A 19,017-nucleotide genomic window follows, 5' to 3' on the forward strand; every position below is an offset into this window, starting at 1 on the left:
ACGTCTTCCCGTCACGCGCCGACGGGCGGGCGCGGATCGTCCATGCGGGACAGCCAGGTGATGAGCAGCGCTTCCAGCGACGCGGCCTCGGCCGTCGTCAGCGCCTCCAGCAGGTGCCGTTCGTTGCGCATGTGGTCGGTGAACGCCTGGTCGATCAATTCGCGTCCGGGCCCGGTGAGGGCGACGATCCGGCCGCGCTGGTCGCCGTGGGAACGGCGGCGGGTGACGAGGCCGGCCCGCTCCAGGCGGTCGATCCGCTTCGTCATCGCGCCGGTGGTGACCATGGTGTGGGCGGCGAGTTCCCCGGGCGCCCGTTCGTAGGGTTCACCGGCCCGGCGCAGAGCGCACAGGACGTCGAATTCGCCCTCGCTCAGACCGTAGCGGTCGTACACGAGACGCAGTTCCTCGGTGAGCCGGTCGGCCAGGCGGTGCAATCGGCCGATCACACCCTGTGGGGCGATGTCGACGTCGGGGCGCTCGCGGCGCCACTCCGCCTGGATGTGGGCCACGCGGTCCTGGGATGCGCTTCGCTCCACGGATTCACCGTGCCCGAGAGATTCACCGTGCTCCATGGCTTCATATTAGCTTCCCGGGAAGTTATATTACCTTCCATGGAAGGTAATATGCGATGGGTGGCCCTGACCGCGGTCGCGCCGGTGGCCTGGGGGACCAACTACTTCGTGACGCACGAGTTCCTGCCGGCCGACCGACCCCTCTACGGGGCCGCCCTGCGGGCGCTGCCCGCGGGCCTCGTCCTGCTCGCCCTGTGCAGACGGTTGCCGCACGGCGCGTGGTGGTGGCGGTCCGCGGTGCTCGGGCTGCTCAACATGAGCGTGTTCTTCGTCCTCGTCTACGCCGCCTCCCAGCTCCTGCCGACGAGCGTGGCGTCGACCGTCATGGCGGTGGCCCCGCTGACGATGATGCTCATAGCCTGGCCCCTCGTCTCCGAGCGGCCCCGGGCCGCCCACCTGACGGGCGCCGCGATCGGGCTCGGAGGGGTCTGCCTCATGCTGCTCTCCGGGGTGGACGCGGTGAGCGTCCCGGGAGTCCTCGCCTCGGCCGCCGCGATGCTGGTGTCGTCCTTCGGGTTCATCCTGGCCAAACGGTGGAGCGCCGGAGTCGACGTGCTCGCCTCCACCGCCTGGCAGCTCACCGCCGGAGGGCTGTTCCTGCTCCCGGTCGCCGCGGCCGTGGAAGGCGGTCCGCCGGCGCTCTCCGGGCAGACGGCCCTCGCCTTCGGCTATGTCACCCTGATCGCCACCGCGCTGGCCTTCGCCGCCTGGTTCACCGGGCTGCGGCATCTGCCCACCGGGACCGTCGGACTGATCGGACTACTCAACCCCGTCACCGGCGTCCTGCTCGGCACGGTGGTCGCGAAAGAGGCGATGACCGTGCAGCAACTGGGCGGTCTGGTCCTGGTCCTGGCCGGAGTCGTCCTGGGTCGGCCCAAACGCGCCGGCCGACAGGACACCACTCAGGCAGCACCTCGCCCGGAACACGTGAGCGAGCCGCGACAGCGGGTGGCTCGCCGATGAGCCGCCCGGCATGGCGAGGGCACCGCGGCGACGTACGCGGAGCGGAGGAGTCGGTGAACGTCGCGGGCGGGAGAGTGGGACGGCGAACGGCGGGGCCGGGTCGCTACGCCTGCCGCTGCCGCTGTACGACGAATTCGTTGCCGTCGGGGTCGAGCAGCAGGACGCGGTCGCCGTGGCCCTCGCCGGTGGACGTCCGCGTCGCGCCGAGCGAGACCAGGCGGGCGAGCTCAGCCTCCGGGTCGGCGTCCGCGGGGAGCGCCAGCTCGAAGAACAGTCGATTCTTGCCCGTCTTCGGCGCCACCGGGGGACCGCCCCAGGTGATCTTCGTGCCGCCGTCCGGTGACTGGATCGCGGTCTCCTGGTCCTGGTCCCAGACCAGCGGCCACCGCAGCGCCTCGCTCCAGAAGTAGCCGACCTCCCGCGTACCGTCGCAGGCCAGCGCACCGATGACGCCGGTGTCGGCGAGGAACTTGTTGCCCGCCTCGATGACGCAGAACTCGTTGCCGTCCGGATCGGCGAGCACCACGTGTTCCTCTTCCGGGAGTTGGCCCACGTCAAGGTGCTCGCCGCCGAGTTCCAGAGCCCTGGCCACCGTCCGTAGCTGATCCTCCGGGGACGAGCTGGTGAGGTCGAAGTGCGCCCGGTTCCGGCCGGTCCTCGGTTCCTGGCTCGGCAGGAAACGGATGCGGAACCCTGCCCCCTCGGACGGCAGGATCGCGACGTCGTCGTCGGGGCCGTCGGCCGACTGCCAGCCCAGGACACCGGACCAGAACCGCGCCAGGTCCGACGGCCGGGTGGCGTTGAAGCAGATCGCGAACAGTCGACTGGTCATACCTGAGCAACTCCGATTCGCTGACGGCCGATTCGACGCGCTGCGCTCCGCGCGCGTGCAGCATAGGGAGGACGGTGCGGGGCCCGCATCCGAGTTTCCCGGACGCCGCGGCTGGTCGAAGCCCGTCGGTCGAACGGTGTGGCACCATCCCCACCGTGGACGATCGCATGGATGACGTGGACTGGTCCCAGCTCTTCCACGCCGAGGGCCGGGCCTCCGACACCCCGCGCCGTCTCGCCGCACTCCTCGGTGACGACGCGGACGCGTTCGTCGACGGGTACACACACCTGTGGTCGACGACGCTCCGCCGGGAGGGCAAGGCCTGGCCGGCGACGGCACCCACCGCGCTGCTGGTCGCCGAACTCCTCGACAATCCGCTGCTGGGGCCTGACGATCCTTCCATGCCGGACGCGATGCTCGCCTACCTGTACAGGGTGGGCGTCGCGGGCGACCTCGGCGAACGGGCGCCGGAGATCCGCGCCCGGGCCGCGGCACGCGCGGCGGAGCTGAGAGCCTGGACCGACGCCTATCTGGCGGCCGAAGCCGACGCGCGGACCCGCATGTGGCGGGACGGCACGGGCAGGGGCGAACTCGTCCTCGACCGGGCGGCGCTCGCCTGCTTCGACCTCGTTCCCACGCTCCTGCGGCCAACGCTGCCGCACCTCGCGTCGGAACGCGTCCAGCGCAGGACGTGTGCCGCCGCGGCCGTCGGGTCACTGGCCGGACACCCCTCGGTGTCGGCACAACGCCCGGCACTGCTGGACCGGCTGACGTCGATGGCCCAGGCCGCCGACTCCTCGTACGAAGTGGCGACCCTCATGATCGCCATCGGCCGCCTCGGCGGCGACACGCGCCCCTGGCTCACCGACCCGCACACGGGCGTACGAGTCTGCGCGGCCCTCGCGCCCGGCCTCACCGGCGACGACACGGGGGAGTGGGTAAGGCGTGAACTGGCGGGCTCGCCCAGCGCGTTCGGCGAGTCCTTCGGCGACATGGCTCCGCCGCTCCAGTTCCAGTCCAAGCCGTACCAGGACCTGCTCATGTCCGCGGCCGGGCGGTGAGGCGACGCACGGAGGCACGGGCGGGCGGCCCCCAACTCGGCTTGCTTCCGGGGGAGTCCGCGGACGCCCGCGTCCGCGATGTGGGGGCAGGCGAGTGTCGAAGCACCGCGCAGCTACGGGCGCGGCGACGCGTGACGGTCGAAGCCCTGAGGTCCGGGGGCGCGGTCGCTGCCGCTCAGTGCTGGTGGGATCTCTCCATGATCCGGCCGATGACGGCCGCGGCCTGTTCCGGATGCTGGTTCAGCCATGTGCCGAGGTGCGCTCGGACGGCGTCCCGGACACCCGCGTGGACGGCACCGGAGTCCCGCACGCCGGGGTGAACGGCGTCGCCGTCGCCGCCCAGACGGGTGCGCGTGGCTCCGTAGAACTCGGGTCCGTCCAGTTTGACGGATACGACGGCCGTCAGGCCCCGGCCGATGTGCTCGAAGCTCGGTCGGGGATCCGTGGCCGTCAACAGCAGGTGCTCGCGGGCGTACGCGTCGACGGCGGAGGTCACCCCGTCGCGGAGGCCCGTCTCGTGCGTGCCGCCCTCGTAGGTGCGGATGCTGTTGGCGAAACTGAGGACGCTCGCCTCGGGGGAGTCGCACCACCGCAGGGACACTTCGGCCGTCCCCGCCATCCGGGTGTCCTCCTCCTCGAAGGCGATGACGTCCGGGTGCACGCGCGACCCTGTCTCCATGCCGAGGGCGGCGACCAGGTCCCGTTCCTCGTCCGAGAACCGGAACACCGCGGACCGGGACTCGTCCCGGTCGCTCTCGTCGGTCAGTGACAGGCACAAGCCCCCGTTCAGGGCGGCCACTTCACGGAAGCGGTTCGCCAGGTCGGTGAACGAGGGCTGCGTGGTCTCGAAGATGTCGGCGTCGGGCCAGAAGGTGATGATGGTGCCGCTTCCGGTCGTCGCCCCCACGAGCGCGGGCGGGGCGACAGCGACACCGCGCGTGAACTCCTGGACCCAACGTCCGCCTCCACGGCGCACCTCCACCGTCAGCCGGCTCGACAGCGCGTTGACCACGGCTGGTTCGGTGCGCAGGGCGCTCATGGCCAGGGTGTGACGGCCACGAAGGCCGCGGGGGTAGGTGCGCAGACGCGTCAGCATGTCTTCGAGGCCGGGTCCGTCGGTGTGACCAGCCGCTTCAACGGGAACGCCCGGCCCGTGATCGGCCACCCGGACACCGCGGTCGTCCGTGAGGGTGACGTCGATACGCCCGCCTTGACCGGCCAGAGCCTCGTTGGCCGCGCGTTCGACGACATCGAACACCAGCTGACGCAGGCCGCGTTCACCGGTCGAGCCGACGTACATCCCCGGCCGCTTCCGAACCGCTTCGAACCCTTCCGGCACCCGAAGGCGAGCCGCGTAGATACCGGTGATTTCCTGGCTCATGAAGGCCCCCTGAGACGGTGCTCGGCAGTGCTCGCCACGCTAGACGATTTTCTCCAAAACGCCAGGTCAGAGGGATTGTTGCGAGAGTTCAGGTCGGTCGGTGACGGCCTGCGGGGCGGCGGTCGACCCCAGGGCGGCGGAGAGCCGTCGCACCGCGTTGGCGGTCCCGCCGAAGCCGTGGAAGACACCGTTCTAGGCAACGCCGAGGTCGTTATTCGCAGAACTCGGCTTTCTACGACGGCTGTTCAGTACCTCGCGCACATGGAGTCGCCTCACCGGGTCCAGTACTGGGCGAGCGCCCCCTCTTTGAACGGGGCGGGGGTCACGCTGAGTTCGCCGGCGAAGGGGCGGTCCAGGACGAAGACCAGGAGCAGGCTGAAGCCGACGAGTCCGGCGACCGAGGCGACGAAGAGGATCTGGACCCTCAGCTTGCGCATGCCGTAGAGGAACGTGAGCGGGATCAGGACGAGTGCGCCGCCGAAGGCCAGGACCTGGAGCAGCGCCGGGAGTTCCTGGCGTGCCATGGTGATGCGGGCGCGGCGCTGGTTGGCGACGTCGTTGAGATGGGTGACCGCCTCCTCGTAGAAAACCTGCTCGCTCTGGCTCTTCGGGTCGTACTGCTGAAGTGTCTCGAACGCGGACCGGAGGTGGGTTTCCGTGGCCCCGTAGCTGGGGTTTCCCTCGCGCATCCGGGGCCACTGGTCCTCGACGACCGAGTGGACGTAACCGTTCATCGTGGCGTCGAGCCGAGCACGTACCGGCGCCGGGAACGCGCTGGCGTCCCGGGTGATGAGCGCCGCGTCGGTGGCCTCGGAGGCGACGATGGTCTGCGTGTCCTCCAGTTGGGTCCAGAGGGTGACGATGACGAAGGCGAGGATGATCCCGTAGATCGCGCCGAACATGCCGAGCGTCACCCCGACCATCTCGTTGTGTTCGCCGCGGGCCACCGAGGGGTACCTGCGGCGCAGCAGCACGCTGCCGCCGACAGCGAGGAGGACGGTCCCACCGACGATGACGACGGTCAGCGTGAAGGTGCTGAAGTGGTTGAGCAGCCAGAGCGAGATGTGCGGGGAGTCTAGAGGGGACACGACTCCCCAAACGCACGGAGTTGATCAGCCGCTACGGGTGTGACCGGCAAGTTCACACCACCGAGTGAGAGATCTTCGAGCGTGCGCGGACGTGGTCGGTGGCCCGGTGCGCGCGGGGTGGCCGACCGGCGGCCTCACGCGGACGGCAGCCGGTCGTACATCAGGAACGTGTACGTCGCGTCGTACGTCATCAGGTTTCCGCTCGACGCGGGCAGCCCCAGGCGCCGGTTGAGCGGCCCTGTCAGGGGCCCGCAGTGTTCGGCCGCGGGGGCGGTGAAGGTGTCGTCGTAGGCCGAGAACTCGATGATCGGTGGATCCTGCGAGACCCACTTGGAGGGGCCCGACCGCTTGAGCTGGAAATCGACCGGCGCGCTCGCACCGACCGTGCATCCGTGCGGCAGCAGTGGGCTCAACAGCCGGAAGCGCAGGCTGAATTGCCCGGTGTAGAAGTCGGACCGGCCCCCGTACTCCGGCTTGACCGCCAGGCGGAGCTGTCGTGCGTGCTCACCCGCGGCGGTGCCGGTGAGCCCGCCCGGAACGACGGTGGGCGCGCTGTGCATCGCACCCCAGACCTGTGCCTTGGAGCCGTCCGGCATCGGCCCCTCGGCATGCGTCATGGTGATCGGAGCGAGAGTCACCTCGACCTTTCCCAGGGTCAACCGAGGTGCCGCGGTGTGGACTTCACACCGCCAGAGAGCCGGGTCGGCCCCGGCCGGAAGGGCGGGGCAGTCGCTGAAGTCGGTGGCGGACGTCGGGGTGGTCGAACTCGGTTCCGCGGACGCGAAGCTGGGGGTGTAGGCCCCCACGAGCCCCGTCAGGGCGGCGGCCCCGGCGAGAGCGAGCGCGGCGCGGCGGGCGAGTGACGAACGGCGGCCATCGGGAGTCGTGTTCAACATGACCTCAGCCTGCTGGCCACACCGTGGCAACCGCTATCCGTGACGCCCCCGCCTCGACCCTGAGGGGACCCTGACGCCGTGTCAGGGTTTGGGTGCGGTGCTTCCGCGGGGTTCCCGGTGCGCGTGTACGGCGTGCCGGCGTTCACGACCCGGATCGGTGGCCCACTGGCCGGCACGTGCGGGCGGGTGGCCGTCGTACGGTGCCGCCGATGCCGACCGGGCGGGATAATCCGAGCGTGACCCTCACCGCGCGCCGGCTCACCCTGGCGACCCTGGACCGGCAGCTCCTTCTGGAGCGCAAGCGCCTCGACGTGGCGGAGGCGGTCCGCCAGGTCTGCGCCGTTCAGGCACAGGCGCCCGCTTCGCCGTACCTGGCTCTGTGGAACCGTGTCGAGGGCTTCGTGCCCGAGGACCTCGACGCGGCGTTCACGGACCGCCGGATCGTGAAGGCGACCCTCATGCGGATCACCCTGCACGCCGTCCACGCCGACGACTACGCGCCGTACCACGCGGCGATGGTCCGGAGCCTGAGGGCGTCGCGGCTGTACGACCGCCGCTACACCTCGACCGAGCTGAGCGAGGAGGACGCCGACACGCTGCTTCCGCGGCTCGCCGCGTTCATGGCCGGCCCCCGCACCGGAGCCGACGTGGAGGCCGAGTTCACCGAGAGCCTCGGCGCCGACGCGCACCGCCTGTGGTGGGCCCTGAGGACGTACGCGCCGATCCAGCACACGCCGACCGGCGGCCCGTGGTCCTTCAAGCTGCCGAACACCTATCGCGCTTCGGCGGTGGACCCGGTGGACGAGACGAAGGACGCGGCGGCGGGGGTACGGCGGCTCCTGCTGTCCTACCTGCGGGCGTTCGGACCGGCGTCGGCACCGGACTTCGCGCGGTTCACCCTGCTGGGACGCCCCGTGATCACCCAGGCGCTGAGTGAGCTCGGCGACCAGGTGGTGCGGCGGGTTCCCGGGCCGGCCCGCGCCGCACTCTTCGACCTGCCGGACGCCACCGTGCCCGCCGAGGACACCCCCGCGCCGCCGAGGCTGCTGCCGATGTGGGACAGCACGCTGCTGGCCCACGCCCTCCCCGGCCGTGTCATGCCCCAGGAGTACCGGCCGCTCGTCGTCCGGCGCAACGGCGACATGCTGCCCACCCTGCTCGTCGACGGTCAGGTCGCCGGGGTGTGGCGCGCGACGGACGGAGGCCTGGAACTGACCGCGTTCCGCAAGCTCGACAAGGCGGCTTGGCGCGGCCTGACCGAAGAGGCGCGGAAACTGGCGGCCCTGCTCGCGGATCGGGACCCGGCACCGTACAGCCGCTACAACCACTGGTGGGACAAGGGGATCCCGGGCGTCGAGAGCAGGACGGTCGAGAGCGCTTCCTGACCGCGGACATGACGGTCCGGCGGGTGAATTGACACCGAGGGGGCCGGGCCGGACCCAGGACGTCAGCCGGTGCTGTTCGGCCCCTGGGGAGAGATCAGCCCGCTCTCGTAGGCGAGGACGACGGCCTGCACCCGGTCCCGCAGATCGAGCTTCGACAGGATGCGGCCCACATGGGTCTTCACCGTGGTCGGGCTCAGGAACAGGCGGTCCGCGAGCTCGGCGTTGCTGAGGCCGGTCGCCATGAGGCGGAGAACCTCCAGTTCACGCGGGGTCAGCCCGGACAGATCGCGGTGGAGGCCGGTCTGCGGGGACTCCTGGCGGTGCGCGAAGCGCTCGATCAGTCGGCGGGTGATCGTGGGCGCGAGCAGCGCGTCGCCGGAGCGCACGAGGCGTACGGCCGCCACGAGGTGCTCGGGGGTGACGTCCTTGAGCAGGAACCCGCTCGCTCCGGCGGTGAGCGCCGCGTACACGTAGTGGTCGAGGTCGTACGTCGTGAGGATGATGACCCGGGTGCCCTCGGAGCCTTGGGAGCTCCCGGAACTCCCGGAGCCGTCGGTGCCTTCGGGGCTGCCGGAGAGGATGCGCCGGGTGGCCTCGATGCCGTCCATCCGCGGCATCCGGATGTCCATGAGGACCACGTCGGGCCGGGTGCGTCGCACGGCGTCGACCGCCTCGGCGCCGTCCGCCGCCTCGGCCACCACCTCGATCCCGTCGGCGGCGAGGATCATCCCGAAACCGGTGCGCACCAGGGCCTGGTCGTCCGCGATGACGGCGCGCAGCGCGGGCCCGTTCACACCGCCTCCCACGGGATGCGGGCCGTGACCTGGTAGCCGCCGGTGAGCGTGGGCCCGGCGGTGAGCCTGCCGCCGTACACCGCGAGCCGCTCGCGCAGCCCGATCAGCCCGCGGCCGTTTCCGCCCACCGGCGGCGACTCCCGTACCGCTCCCGTATCGGTGACCTCTATCTCCAGCCAGGAGCCGGCGAAGCCGATCGACACCGCCGCGCCGGCACCCGCCGCGTGCTTGATCGTGTTGGTGAGTGCCTCCTGGACGACGCGGTACGCCGTGAGCTCCACCCCGGGAGGCAGCGGCCCGGGAGGCAGCGACACCGTCAGGCCCACCGGGGTCCCGGCGGCCCGCACCCGCTCGGCGAGGGCGTCGAGCTGCCCGAGGCCGGGCTGCGGTTCCAGACCGTCGGCGGGGGTGTCGGCGCCCGCCTCCGCGCCCGCGAGCAGGCCCATCACATGGCGGAGTTCGGCCATCGCGGCGCGGCCCCCGGCCTCCACCGCCAGCAGTGCCTGCTTGGACCGTTCCGGCGCCGCGTCCATCACCTTGCGTGCCGCCCCCGCCTGAATGACCATCACGCTCACATTGTGGGTGACGACGTCGTGGAGCTCGGCGGCGATCCGGGCGCGCTCCTCCTCGACGGCCCGGCGCATGGCCGTCTCCTGGGTCTGCTGGAGGTCCGTGAAACGCTTCCGGCTGGCCTCCAGCCGCAGCCGCCCGAGCCGGACGAGGCTCGCCAGCACCCCGACGACCAGGAGCACCACGGCGGGACTGGACCAGCCGGGAAGCATGGGATCCGCATCCCGGAACGCGACACCGGCCAGCACGGCCGCGACGATCAGACCGGCCAGGGCCCGCGTCCGGTAGCGGCTGTGCGCGACGGCTCCGTACGCGGCGATACTGCAGGTCAGCACGTTGATCCAGGAGACGTCGTCCGCCAGGGCCAGTACGGCGGTCGCGATGACCCCGAACGCGAGCAGCGGATACCTGCGCCGGGCCGCCAGCGGCAGCGCCGACAGCACGACCAGGACCCAGGGCGCGGACCTGGGCTCGGTCGCCGGTTCGAACATCGGCCCGGGTTCGGGAACGGCCGGGGGGTACGGGATCGAGCCCCGGCCCTCGGTCACGGCCCGGGAGCTGATCCGTACCGGCCCGTCCCCGGGGTAGCGCGCCGCCACGACCAGCGCGACGACGGTCAGGACGACCGCCAGCACCACGTCCAGGCGCACCGCTCGCCGGGACAGCGGGGCGGGCTCGCCCTCCGGACGCATCGCGTCGCGCAGATGCGCCCACCACGTCCCCGGCCGCAGTACGTCGCCGGCCCGCACCCGCCAGTGGCCGGCCCGCTCTCGCCCTGTGCCCGCCCACGACGTGTCGCGCGGCCGCCCGTTCGGGTCCTCCTTGTCCATCCGCACATTGTGCGGCCCCGCCGCACGGGTCCACGTCCGCCTGTGTGACCGGCGCACCTGACCGCCAGACGTACTCCTCCAGGATGACCCCGCCGCCGGGTCCTTCGCGGGGAGGGCCATATGTCGGTGCCACGGCCGACGCGCCGCCAAGGCGTCCGCCCATACGTTCACCGAGCCCGTACAGGGCACAGGCTTCCCGACCACGAAGGACGGACACACCCATGAATCACGTGATCGAACTGGAGGGCGTGGCCAAGCGGTACGGCGGCGCCGACACCGCGGCGCTCGGGCCGGTCGATCTCGGCGTGGCCGAGGGCGAGGCCCTGGCCGTGACGGGGCCGTCCGGCAGCGGCAAGTCCACGCTGCTCAATCTCATCGCCGGTCTCGACCGGCCGAGCGAGGGCACCGTGACCGTGGCCGGGCAGCGCATCGACCGGCTGAGCGAGCACGCGCTGGCCCGGTTCCGCCGCGAACGGATCGGCATGGTCTTCCAGTTCTTCAACCTGCTCGACGACCTCACCGTCGCCGACAACATCCAGCTCCCGGCCCAGTTGACCGGAACCGCCCGGCGGGCGGCGGCTACCCGTGCCGGGGAGCTGATGGAGGTGCTCGGAATCCAGAAGCACGCCCGCGCCTACCCCGGACGCCTGTCCGGCGGCGAACGCCAACGTGTCGCGGTGGCAAGGGCGTTGGTGAACAGGCCCGCGCTGCTGCTCGCCGACGAGCCGACCGGCGCGCTGGACACCGCGTCGGGCCAGGAGGTCCGGGAGCTGCTCGTGGATCTGCACCGCGGCGGACAGACGGTCGTCCTGGTCACGCACGACCTGGAGTTGGCCCGGGCGTGCGCGCACCGCACGATCCATCTGGTCGACGGCAAGGTCGCGGTCGACACGCACGCGGAGGCCGTCCGATGATCGCGTTCGGCGACGGCGCCCTCGGGCGGGTCGTGCGCTCCGGGGTCGGCAGACGACGCGTCCAGACGCTGGTGATCGCCGTGGCCACCATGATGGCGGTGGCCTCGGCCGTGGTCGCCGGGTCCCTCATGGTCGCCACGAACGCTCCCTTCGACCACGCCTTCGCCCGGCAGCGCGGGGCGCACCTCATCGCGCAGCTCGACCCGAAGAAGGCCGACGGCGCCCAACTCGCAGGCACCCGGGGCCTGGAGGGGGTCACGGCGAGCGCGGGACCGTTCCCGTCCACGACGATCAACCCGATCGGCCAGGGCGGCGGACACCTGCCCGCGCTGACGCTCGTCGGACGGCCCGGTCCCGGTAAGGACGTGGACGCACTCGATCTGAAGTCGGGCCGGTGGCCCCGCAGGTCGGGCGAGATCGTGCTGTCCGCCTCGTTCCAGGGCCCGGATCTCGTGCTCGGCGCGACCCTGAAGACTTCGGAGGAGGCGGACGCGGCGAAGCTGACCATCGTCGGCTTCGCCCTGTCCGCGAGCGGGAGCGCCGACATGTGGGCGACCCCCGCCCAGGTCAGGTCCCTCGCCACCGGAGAGAGCGTCCTGACGAGTCAGATGCTCTACCGTTTCGACTCCGCTGCCACGAAGGCGCAGGTCACCGCCGACCGCAAGAAGCTCACCGCCGCCCTGCCCTCCGGGGCGCTGGTCGGTACCCAGTCGTGGCTGGACACCAAGCACGCCACCGATCAGGGCGCGGCCGCGACGATCCCGTTCCTGTTCGCGTTCGGCGTGCTCGGCATCGTCATGTCGGTGATCATCGTCGGCAGTGTCATCAGCGGCGCCGTCGGCACCGGCCTGCGCCGGATCGGCATCCTCAAGGCCATCGGATTCACCCCGCGCGAGGTCGTACGGGCCTATGTGGCGCAGGCGTTGATCCCCGCCGCGGCCGGCATCGCGCTGGGTGTCGTCCTCGGCAATCTGCTGGCCGTGCCGCTGCTGAACGACACCGAGTCGGTGTACGGCACGGTGTCGCTGTCGGTGGCCTGGTGGGTGGACGTGGTGGTGCCCGCCGGTGCGCTGCTCGTGGTCGCGGTCGCGGCGCTGGTACCCGCGTTGCGGGCCGGGAGGCTGCGTACGGTGGAGGCCATCGCCGTCGGCAGGGCGCCGCGCACCACGCGCGGTCAGTGGGCGCACCGCGCGGCCGGGCGGCTCCCGCTGCCCCGTCCGGTCACGTACGGCCTCGCGAGTCCCTTCGCGCATCCCGTGCGGGCGATCGCCATGGTGCTGGCGGTGACCTTCGGGACCGTGGCCGCGACGTTCGCGGTGGGACTGACCCAGTCCCTCAACGCGGTGGCGAGCGCGCAGGATCCCGAGAACAGCGCCGATGTCACCGCCATCAGCGGGGCGGGCGGCTCGGGTCCCGGCGCCGGCCGGGTGGAGAAGGCGCCCCCGGCCGGTTCCGGGCGTGCTCCGGCCGGTTCGGGTTCGAACGAGCAGCAGCCGTCGGCCGATCCGGAGGCGGTGCGTGCGGCGATCGCGAAGCAGTCCGGCACAGCGTCGTACTACGGCACGGCGACGGGCGACGCCAGGGTGGCCGGGATCTCCGGCACCGTCCGGGCCACCCTTTACCAGGGTGACTCCCGCGCCGGCAGCTACGAGATGATCGCGGGGCACTGGATCACCGGACGGGGCCAGGTCGTGGTGCCCACCCACTTCCTGGAGCGGACGGGCACCAGGATCGGCGAGTCCGTGCGGGTCACCTTCCAGAAGGAGACGGTGAGCCTGCGCATCGTCGGCGAGGCCTTCGACACGTCGGACGACGGCATGCGGGTCCACGCGGACCTGGCGAGCTTCTCCAAGGCGAAACCGGAGGCCTTCCACATCGAGGTCGTGCCGGGGGTCTCGCCCGCCGACTACGCGCGGAAGCTCGCCGCCGTGGTCGAGCCGCTGGGCGGCGCCGCCTTCGCCGAATCCGCCCCCGAGGGGGAGAACATGATCGTCCTGCTGGAGGCGATGGCCGCGCTCCTCACCCTGATGCTGGTCTCCGTGGCGGGCCTCGGCGTGCTCAACTCCGTCGTCCTCGACACCCGTGAACGCGTCCACGACCTCGGCGTGTGCAAGGCGCTCGGCATGTCCCCGCGGCAGACCGTGAGTCTCGTACTCGCCTCGGTGGCCGGCATCGGCGTGGTCGGCGGACTGATCGGGGTCCCGGCCGGGTTCGCGCTCCACGACTACGTCCTGCCGGTCATGGGCGAGGCCGCCGGCACCGGCCTGCCGCCTTCGGTCCTCGACGTGTACGACGGCACGCAGCTGGTGCTGTTGGGCCTGGCCGGGGTGCTCGTCGCCCTCATCGGTGCCATGGCCCCCGCGGGATGGGCGGCCAAGGTCCGTACGGCCACGGCCCTGCGCACCGAGTGACCACCCCCTCGACGCCGTGCGGCGCCCACCGAGTCCCGGGGGGTGCGAACCGCACGGCGTCGGGGGCGCGAACCGCTCACGCGGAGGGGCGGTTTCAGCCCCGCCGGTCATCGCCGGGCGGTGGACCGCGCTGGTCAACTGCAGGTGAGCAGGCCCGCCTTCTGCTTGGCGTTCAGGATGCGATGGACGCTCTGACTCACCTGTGTGCGGAACGTCGAGCTCGTCGTCATCCGGCTCTGCACCGCCTTGGTCATGGCCGGGATCAGGTTCGGTTCGACCGTCAGGACCACGTCACCGCCGGCCGAGAGGAACTTGACCGCGCGGTCGCCCGGGGCGACGGCCTTCACCGCGACCGCGTTCCCGAGGTCGTCCGAGATGACCACGCCCTTGAACCCGAGGTTCTTGCGCAGCAGCGTCTGGATCACCGTCGACGAGAACGCGGCCCGGTTCTTCGCGTCGATCTTGCTGTACGTCGCGGACGAGATCATGACGAACGGCGCCCCGGCCTGGATCCCCGACTTGAACGGCGTGATGCTCGAACTCGTGCTCGTCGTCACCGAGTCCACGACTCCCGCCGTGGTGTCCGTGTTACCGCGGACATAGCCGAGCCCGGGGAAGTGCTTGAGCGTGGCCAGGACCCCGGACTGCAAGGAGCCCTCCAGGAACGCGTCGCTGTGCGGGGCCACGACCGCGGCGGTATGACCGAACTCGCGGTTGAACTTGCCGATCGGAGGATTGGCCGTGCCGAGGCTCGCCGGCACGACGTCCGCGACGGGTGCGAGGTTCAGGTTCACACCGGCCGACTTGAGCTGCTTGGCCCACACGGCCGATTCGCCGCGCAGCTTCGTCGTCGTCCACGTCCCCTGCGTCAGCGCACTCGGGATGGTCGAGAAACCGGGACCGGACAGCACCTGCACCTGCCCGCCCTCCTGGTCGGTCGAGACCAGGAGGCCCACACGGTGCCCGGCCACGGTGTCCGCCTTCGCCTGAAGACCGTTGACAACGGTCTTCGTCGCCGCCGTCCCGGCCTTGCTGCGCCCGGCGAGGAACACCGAGCCGACGTGGTACTGGTGCATGAGCGCGATCCGCTTGCTGTCCGGGGCGGACGGCGTGACCCCTCCCATGAAGAGCTGACCGACCCGCTGGGCGGTCGTCATCGCCGAGTAGGTCCGGTCGGCGCACGTGGGCGCCGCGAGCTTCGAGACCGGGGCGGAGGGGTCGATCGTGGCGGCCCGCGAGACCTGCACGCCCGCCACTCCCGCCGCCGCGAGCGACACCGCCAGCGCGGATGCGAGCCAGACACGTCGGCTGACGCCGGGGCGATGGGTGGGCGACTGGTGCGATGCCATGAAGATACTCCGAGGATGCCTGCTGGGGACCGCTTGTATCCTGTGCGGGAAGTCAGTTGCCGTGTCCAGCGTACCTCCGCGTACATGGGCTGAGTCCGAGCGTGCGACGCCCGCCTTCCGGCGGGCTCGACGCGTGCTCGCGGGTCTGCGCGGAGCCCGGTCGGCGCACCCTCCCGGGGCACGCGGGCCGCGCGGCGAACAGCGCCGCGCAACGTATGTCCCCACAAGCGTAGTGGGGGTCGTGAGGGACTTCCACCGATGGCCGGCGGCCAGGTGGCCCTAGGCGTCCAGGACGAGGTAGCCGTCGAGGCGGCCGAGACGGTCCGATTCGGGGTCGGGCGGAAGCGCGTGGCCGAGATCGTCGGCCCTGACCTCGCTGATCCACTGGTCGTGCTGGTACTCGTGGTTGATGAGGGTGGTCATCAGATGGGTGGCGACGACGGTCAGTTGGGCGGGGGCGCCGACGTTTCCGGCCGCGATGTCGCCGATACGCGCATGGACGCGTTCGGCGACGGCGGCGCGGAACGCGGACAGCCGCTCGACCGTGGGCAGCGCGCCGCGGAACTTCTCCGGGTTCGCCGAGTCCATGATCCCGTCGAGCTCCGGGTCCGGGCTGGGCTCCGCCGCGGTGAGGTTGCGGATCATGAAGTGGGCGACGTGGGCCTGGTGCCCGAGATGCCACCCGATGGCGCTGGAATTCTCATGAGGGCGCCAGATCACCTCGTCCGGGGTGAGGTCCCTCCACAGCTCGTCGGTGTAGCCGCGGGCCCGGTCGTACTCGCGCAGCAGCGCTGTGAGGTCGTACATGGCACCACCTGTCGGTGTTGGGTGAGAAGTCGATTTTGGGTTAAAGAGTCAGTGCTGGGAAGAAAAGTCGGTGTTGAGCAAGAAATTGGTGCGGCGGGTACTACGGTCTCGGCGAGGGACGCAAACCGCGAGCGGGAGGAGCCCACGTGCTGAAGCGGGTCGCGGAGGGTGTGCTGGTTCACCAGAGTGAGTTCATGCGGACCAACGCCGTTGTCGTACAGGGCGGCGCCGGTGTGCTGCTCATCGACGCCGGGGTGCAGGGCCACGAAATGGTCTGCCTCGCGAACGACCTGTCCGATGCGGGGCAGACCGTTGTGGCGGGGTTTTCCACGCATCCTCATTGGGACCACCTTCTGTGGCACGCCACGCTCGGCTCGGCACCCCGCTACGCCACGGCGCGCTGCGCCGCCACTGCCCGGGAGCGGCTGTCGGGCGAAGGCGCGATGGCCCGAGTGTCCACGTTGATCCCGGCGGACATCGTCGAGCAGGTACCGCTGGACCTGCTGGGCCACATTTCCGGGCTGCCCGCCGAGGCGGCGCGCATTCCCTGGGACGGCCCTCTCGTCCGGATCATCGAGCATGACGCGCACGCCCCGGGCCATGCGGCGCTGTTGATCGAGGAAGCCGGGGTTCTCGTCGCCGGCGACATGCTCTCCGACGTGCTCATCCCGATGCTCGACCTGAACGGCACCGCTGACCCGATCGAGAGCTACCTCGCCGCACTGAGGTTGTTCGAGGACGTGGCGGACGACGTCGATGTCGTCATCCCCGGGCACGGGTCCGTCGGTCGCGGTGGCGAGGTTCGCGCACGCATCGCCCAGGATCGCGCCTACGTACATGCCGTGCGTGACGCCCGCGCCCCCGGCGACCCGCGGCTCGACCCGTCGGCCTCGTACGGCAAGGACTGGCTGCCCGGTGTGCACGAACGGCAGTTCCAGCACCTCACCCGGAGCAGCGAGTCCGACGAGTCGCCCGGCCGGCGGCCATGAGGCCGCCGCTCGAGCATCCCGCGTGACACCGTCCCCGCCGCGGCGGGGATTCAGGGCCTTCGTCGGGTCCGGTCGCGTCGGTGTGGCCAGCCGCACATTCGTTGCGGTATGGAGAAGGCGGCAGGGGTGGCAGGGGCTGAAAAGTCGCCTGGTCGTGGGTTGTTGGACCCGCGGGGGACTGGAGGAACAGCTCCGTGCCGGCTCGGCGGCGGGCCGGGAGGCGTGTGATGGGGGCGCCGGGGTTCCGCGCTGGAACGGAGGGGGCCGTGAGGCCCGTACACTCGGCAACCGCCTCCGTGTCCGGCGCGAGGCCTCGACAGGAAGGACGCGTTGTCCGTGTTCCAGGAAGCCCCGATCTACCGCCAGCTCGTCGCGGAGCGCGGTGACGTTCCCGCGCAGGTCCGAGGTGAGGCCGAGCGGATTCGCAGCGACCTGCAGCGGGTGATGCCGCCTCTCAGGGCTTCCGCCCCCGTCGCGGCCGAGGGCTCCTGGCCCGCCGCTCCCGCCGCCGGCCTGGCCCTTCCGCCCGGGACGCAGCAGCGCTGATCCGCCGTACGGGGCCTGCCCGCTCCGACGCGCCTCGACCGCCCGGAAGCCGACGGCTTCCGGGCGGCGGCGGTCACGAGGGCCGTCCGTGGCGCCCGCCGCCCATCACCCGGCGGTCCTGACACACGGCTGCGGCCCGAGACTCAGCGCACCGGGAAGCCGAACGTGTGGCCCTGCTCCTTGAGCCGGGGCAGGATCCGGCGCAGGGCCTCGACCGTCTGCGAGCGGTCGCCGCCCGCGTCGTGGAAGAGGAGCGTCGGCCCGTTGGGCAGCTCCCGCTCGACCGTGGCGACGACCGCGTCCGTGCCCGGCCGCTCGAAGTCCTTGGAGTCCACGTTCCAGCCCAGCGGTCGCATGCCCCGCGAGGCGGCCAGCTTGCGGCTGTACGGGGTGAAGGCACCGCCGGGCGCCCGGTAGTACATCGGCCGTACGCCCCCGGACGCCTTGGTGATCATGCGCTCGGCGTCGAGTATCTGCTGCGACTGGTAGGCCTGCGACTTGGTGTCCATGGTGGTGTCGTGCGACACCGAGTGGTCGCACAGCCGGTGGCCGGCGGCGACCACCTTCTTCACGAGATCCGGGTGCGCCTGCGCCTGAGTCCCCACCATGCAGAAGGTGGCCTTCACTCCGTACTCGCGCAGGACGTCGAGCACTTGAGGAGTCCATACGGGGTCGGGGCCGTCGTCGATCGTGATGTTGACACCGCTCGCCCCCTTGTCCGAGGCGTGCGCGATCGTCACCGCCACCGGCTTGACGGGCTTGGCCGACGCGGCCGGGCGGGGCGACGAGTCCTGCACGGCACCGGCCTGCGCGGTCCACACCGAGGCGCCGGCGGCCAGCACCGTCACCCCGAGTGCCGCCGCGGCCACCTTCCCGTACCAGCCCCGCTTGCTGCCGTGCCGTGCCATGTCCGCCCCGCTCTCGCGCAGTTCCTCGGTCGCCCACCGACCACCTGGCAGGACGAGCGATGGCGACCGGGGGATGCGTCTGTTACGGATCACGGACAATTCCGGGGGGAAATGGGGACACAGCCCCGGGAGCAGCTCCTGGCGCCGTGTCAACGTGCCGGTTCTCAGCGAGAGTTCGGCCGCCCTGCCGCCCTGTTACGGTGGGCCGATGTCATCCGTGAAGCAGTTCCAGGTCACCTTCGACTGTGAGCAGCCCGAGCGTGTCGCCCGCTTCTGGTGCGAGGTGCTCGGGTACGTCGTGCCGTCACCGCCGAAGGGGTTCGCCACGTGGGAGGACTACGAGGGTTCGCGGCCCCCTGAGGACCGGGGCTCGTGGTTCGCGTGCGCCGACCCTTCAGGTGTCGGCCCGCGGCTCTACTTCCAGCGCGTTCCCGAGGGCAGGGTCGTCAAGAACCGGGTGCACCTGGACGTGCGGGCCGGCACCGGTCTCGTGGGTGACGAGCGTCTGGCCGTCCTGAAGGCCGAATGCGAGCGACTGATCGCGCTCGGCGCGACCCATGTGCAGACACTGCTCGCCGACGACGAGAACGAGTCCTGCATCGCGATGCAGGACATCGAGGGCAACGAGTTTTGTCTCGACTGAACAACGGAATGGGATCGAGACGCGCGTCGGCGGCACGGGTGATGTGACGTCCGTACGGAGGCGCGCCCTCCCGGCGGG

General features: G+C 71.3%; 18 protein-coding genes. 8 read left to right on the plus strand and 10 right to left on the minus strand.

Annotation, left to right across the window (positions count from 1 at the left end; genetic code table 11):
- Positions 1 to 11 precede the first annotated feature (11 nt).
- Positions 12 to 536 (minus strand): MarR family winged helix-turn-helix transcriptional regulator, encoded by a 525-nt coding sequence (locus ACIQ7M_RS30715; RefSeq protein ID WP_403650548.1) that lies wholly within the window; start codon positions 534 to 536, stop codon positions 12 to 14.
- Positions 537 to 611: 75 nt separating this feature from the next.
- On the opposite strand from ACIQ7M_RS30715, the gene ACIQ7M_RS30720 reads away from it, so the two are divergent.
- Positions 612 to 1,535: an EamA family transporter gene (locus ACIQ7M_RS30720; protein ID WP_403650550.1), complete on the plus strand. Its 924-nt coding sequence runs from the start codon at positions 612 to 614 to the stop codon at positions 1,533 to 1,535.
- 103 nt (positions 1,536 to 1,638) lie between these two features.
- On the opposite strand, the gene ACIQ7M_RS30725 is transcribed toward ACIQ7M_RS30720, so the two are convergent.
- Entirely contained in the window at positions 1,639 to 2,367 is a 729-nt protein-coding gene (locus ACIQ7M_RS30725; protein ID WP_403650552.1) for a VOC family protein, read from the minus strand.
- Between the two features lie 155 nt (positions 2,368 to 2,522).
- Between ACIQ7M_RS30725 and ACIQ7M_RS30730 the strand changes: the two genes are divergently transcribed.
- Positions 2,523 to 3,428: a hypothetical protein gene (locus tag ACIQ7M_RS30730; protein WP_403650554.1), complete on the plus strand. Its 906-nt coding sequence runs from the start codon at positions 2,523 to 2,525 to the stop codon at positions 3,426 to 3,428.
- A gap of 175 nt (positions 3,429 to 3,603) precedes the next feature.
- Here the strand turns inward: ACIQ7M_RS30730 and ACIQ7M_RS30735 are convergent, their stop codons facing one another.
- The 3 genes from ACIQ7M_RS30735 to ACIQ7M_RS30745 form a co-directional block, all read right to left on the minus strand.
- On the minus strand, positions 3,604 to 4,809 hold the full coding sequence (locus ACIQ7M_RS30735; protein WP_403650556.1) for a DNA gyrase subunit B: 1,206 nt from the start codon (positions 4,807 to 4,809) through the stop codon (positions 3,604 to 3,606).
- Positions 4,810 to 5,081: 272 nt separating this feature from the next.
- Positions 5,082 to 5,873 (minus strand): DUF4239 domain-containing protein, encoded by a 792-nt coding sequence (locus ACIQ7M_RS30740; protein ID WP_403650681.1) that lies wholly within the window; start codon positions 5,871 to 5,873, stop codon positions 5,082 to 5,084.
- Positions 5,874 to 6,031: 158 nt separating this feature from the next.
- Positions 6,032 to 6,793, minus strand: a complete 762-nt coding sequence (locus ACIQ7M_RS30745; RefSeq protein WP_403650558.1) for a hypothetical protein — start codon at positions 6,791 to 6,793, stop codon at positions 6,032 to 6,034.
- Positions 6,794 to 7,029: 236 nt separating this feature from the next.
- Between ACIQ7M_RS30745 and ACIQ7M_RS30750 the strand changes: the two genes are divergently transcribed.
- Positions 7,030 to 8,178, plus strand: a complete 1,149-nt coding sequence (locus ACIQ7M_RS30750) for a winged helix DNA-binding domain-containing protein (protein WP_403650560.1) — start codon at positions 7,030 to 7,032, stop codon at positions 8,176 to 8,178.
- Positions 8,179 to 8,240: 62 nt separating this feature from the next.
- Here ACIQ7M_RS30750 and ACIQ7M_RS30755 read toward each other — a convergent pair whose 3' ends face one another.
- Positions 8,241 to 8,984, minus strand: coding sequence for a response regulator (locus ACIQ7M_RS30755; protein ID WP_403650562.1), 744 nt, complete (start codon positions 8,982 to 8,984; stop codon positions 8,241 to 8,243).
- A complete protein-coding gene (locus tag ACIQ7M_RS30760) occupies positions 8,969 to 10,372 on the minus strand; it encodes a sensor histidine kinase (protein ID WP_403650564.1) in 1,404 nt (467 codons plus the stop codon). Before ACIQ7M_RS30760 ends, ACIQ7M_RS30755 begins: the two co-directional genes overlap by 16 nt.
- Before the next feature lie 221 nt (positions 10,373 to 10,593).
- Between ACIQ7M_RS30760 and ACIQ7M_RS30765 the strand changes: the two genes are divergently transcribed.
- The gene (locus tag ACIQ7M_RS30765) at positions 10,594 to 11,286 is read left to right on the plus strand and encodes an ABC transporter ATP-binding protein (protein WP_386977295.1); all 693 of its coding nucleotides are present in this window, start codon (positions 10,594 to 10,596) and stop codon (positions 11,284 to 11,286) included.
- A complete protein-coding gene (locus ACIQ7M_RS30770) occupies positions 11,283 to 13,697 on the plus strand; it encodes an ABC transporter permease (RefSeq protein WP_403650567.1) in 2,415 nt (804 codons plus the stop codon). The genes ACIQ7M_RS30765 and ACIQ7M_RS30770 overlap by 4 nt, the downstream gene beginning before the upstream one ends.
- Before the next feature lie 134 nt (positions 13,698 to 13,831).
- Here ACIQ7M_RS30770 and ACIQ7M_RS30775 read toward each other — a convergent pair whose 3' ends face one another.
- Positions 13,832 to 15,046 carry a glycoside hydrolase family 3 N-terminal domain-containing protein gene (locus ACIQ7M_RS30775; protein ID WP_403650569.1) on the minus strand — a complete coding sequence of 405 codons (1,215 nt, stop codon included), beginning with the start codon at positions 15,044 to 15,046 and terminating at the stop codon, positions 13,832 to 13,834.
- A gap of 279 nt (positions 15,047 to 15,325) precedes the next feature.
- The gene (locus ACIQ7M_RS30780; protein WP_403650571.1) at positions 15,326 to 15,853 is read right to left on the minus strand and encodes a DinB family protein; all 528 of its coding nucleotides are present in this window, start codon (positions 15,851 to 15,853) and stop codon (positions 15,326 to 15,328) included.
- A 146-nt stretch (positions 15,854 to 15,999) separates the two neighbouring features.
- Between ACIQ7M_RS30780 and ACIQ7M_RS30785 the strand changes: the two genes are divergently transcribed.
- Together ACIQ7M_RS30785 and ACIQ7M_RS30790 are read left to right on the plus strand one after the other, a co-directional pair.
- Positions 16,000 to 16,842: an MBL fold metallo-hydrolase gene (locus ACIQ7M_RS30785; RefSeq protein ID WP_403650573.1), complete on the plus strand. Its 843-nt coding sequence runs from the start codon at positions 16,000 to 16,002 to the stop codon at positions 16,840 to 16,842.
- 336 nt (positions 16,843 to 17,178) lie between these two features.
- On the plus strand, positions 17,179 to 17,388 hold the full coding sequence (locus ACIQ7M_RS30790; RefSeq protein ID WP_386977309.1) for a hypothetical protein: 210 nt from the start codon (positions 17,179 to 17,181) through the stop codon (positions 17,386 to 17,388).
- Positions 17,389 to 17,531: 143 nt separating this feature from the next.
- On the opposite strand, the gene ACIQ7M_RS30795 is transcribed toward ACIQ7M_RS30790, so the two are convergent.
- The gene (locus ACIQ7M_RS30795; RefSeq protein WP_403650683.1) at positions 17,532 to 18,296 is read right to left on the minus strand and encodes a polysaccharide deacetylase family protein; all 765 of its coding nucleotides are present in this window, start codon (positions 18,294 to 18,296) and stop codon (positions 17,532 to 17,534) included.
- Between the two features lie 208 nt (positions 18,297 to 18,504).
- On the opposite strand from ACIQ7M_RS30795, the gene ACIQ7M_RS30800 reads away from it, so the two are divergent.
- Positions 18,505 to 18,939, plus strand: coding sequence for a VOC family protein (locus tag ACIQ7M_RS30800; protein WP_403650576.1), 435 nt, complete (start codon positions 18,505 to 18,507; stop codon positions 18,937 to 18,939).
- Positions 18,940 to 19,017: the final 78 nt, after the last annotated feature.

Source organism: Streptomyces sp. NPDC096324, from assembly GCF_044763015.1.
Classification (GTDB): Bacteria; Actinomycetota; Actinomycetes; order Streptomycetales; family Streptomycetaceae; genus Streptomyces.

Bases quoted from the DNA above. Each gene is read 5' to 3' on its own strand.
- ACIQ7M_RS30720 (WP_403650550.1), top strand. From the start codon at position 612: ATGGAAGGTAATATGCGATGGGTGGCCCTGACCGCGGTCGCGCCGGTG.
- ACIQ7M_RS30725 (WP_403650552.1), bottom strand. From the start codon at position 2,367: ATGACCAGTCGACTGTTCGCGATCTGCTTCAACGCCACCCGGCCGTCG.
- ACIQ7M_RS30735 (WP_403650556.1), bottom strand. From the start codon at position 4,809: ATGAGCCAGGAAATCACCGGTATCTACGCGGCTCGCCTTCGGGTGCCG.
- ACIQ7M_RS30745 (WP_403650558.1), bottom strand. From the start codon at position 6,793: ATGTTGAACACGACTCCCGATGGCCGCCGTTCGTCACTCGCCCGCCGC.
- ACIQ7M_RS30760 (WP_403650564.1), bottom strand. From the start codon at position 10,372: ATGGACAAGGAGGACCCGAACGGGCGGCCGCGCGACACGTCGTGGGCG.
- ACIQ7M_RS30765 (WP_386977295.1), top strand. From the start codon at position 10,594: ATGAATCACGTGATCGAACTGGAGGGCGTGGCCAAGCGGTACGGCGGC.
- ACIQ7M_RS30770 (WP_403650567.1), top strand. From the start codon at position 11,283: ATGATCGCGTTCGGCGACGGCGCCCTCGGGCGGGTCGTGCGCTCCGGG.
- ACIQ7M_RS30775 (WP_403650569.1), bottom strand. From the start codon at position 15,046: ATGGCATCGCACCAGTCGCCCACCCATCGCCCCGGCGTCAGCCGACGT.
- ACIQ7M_RS30780 (WP_403650571.1), bottom strand. From the start codon at position 15,853: ATGTACGACCTCACAGCGCTGCTGCGCGAGTACGACCGGGCCCGCGGC.
- ACIQ7M_RS30795 (WP_403650683.1), bottom strand. From the start codon at position 18,296: ATGGCACGGCACGGCAGCAAGCGGGGCTGGTACGGGAAGGTGGCCGCG.
- ACIQ7M_RS30800 (WP_403650576.1), top strand. From the start codon at position 18,505: ATGTCATCCGTGAAGCAGTTCCAGGTCACCTTCGACTGTGAGCAGCCC.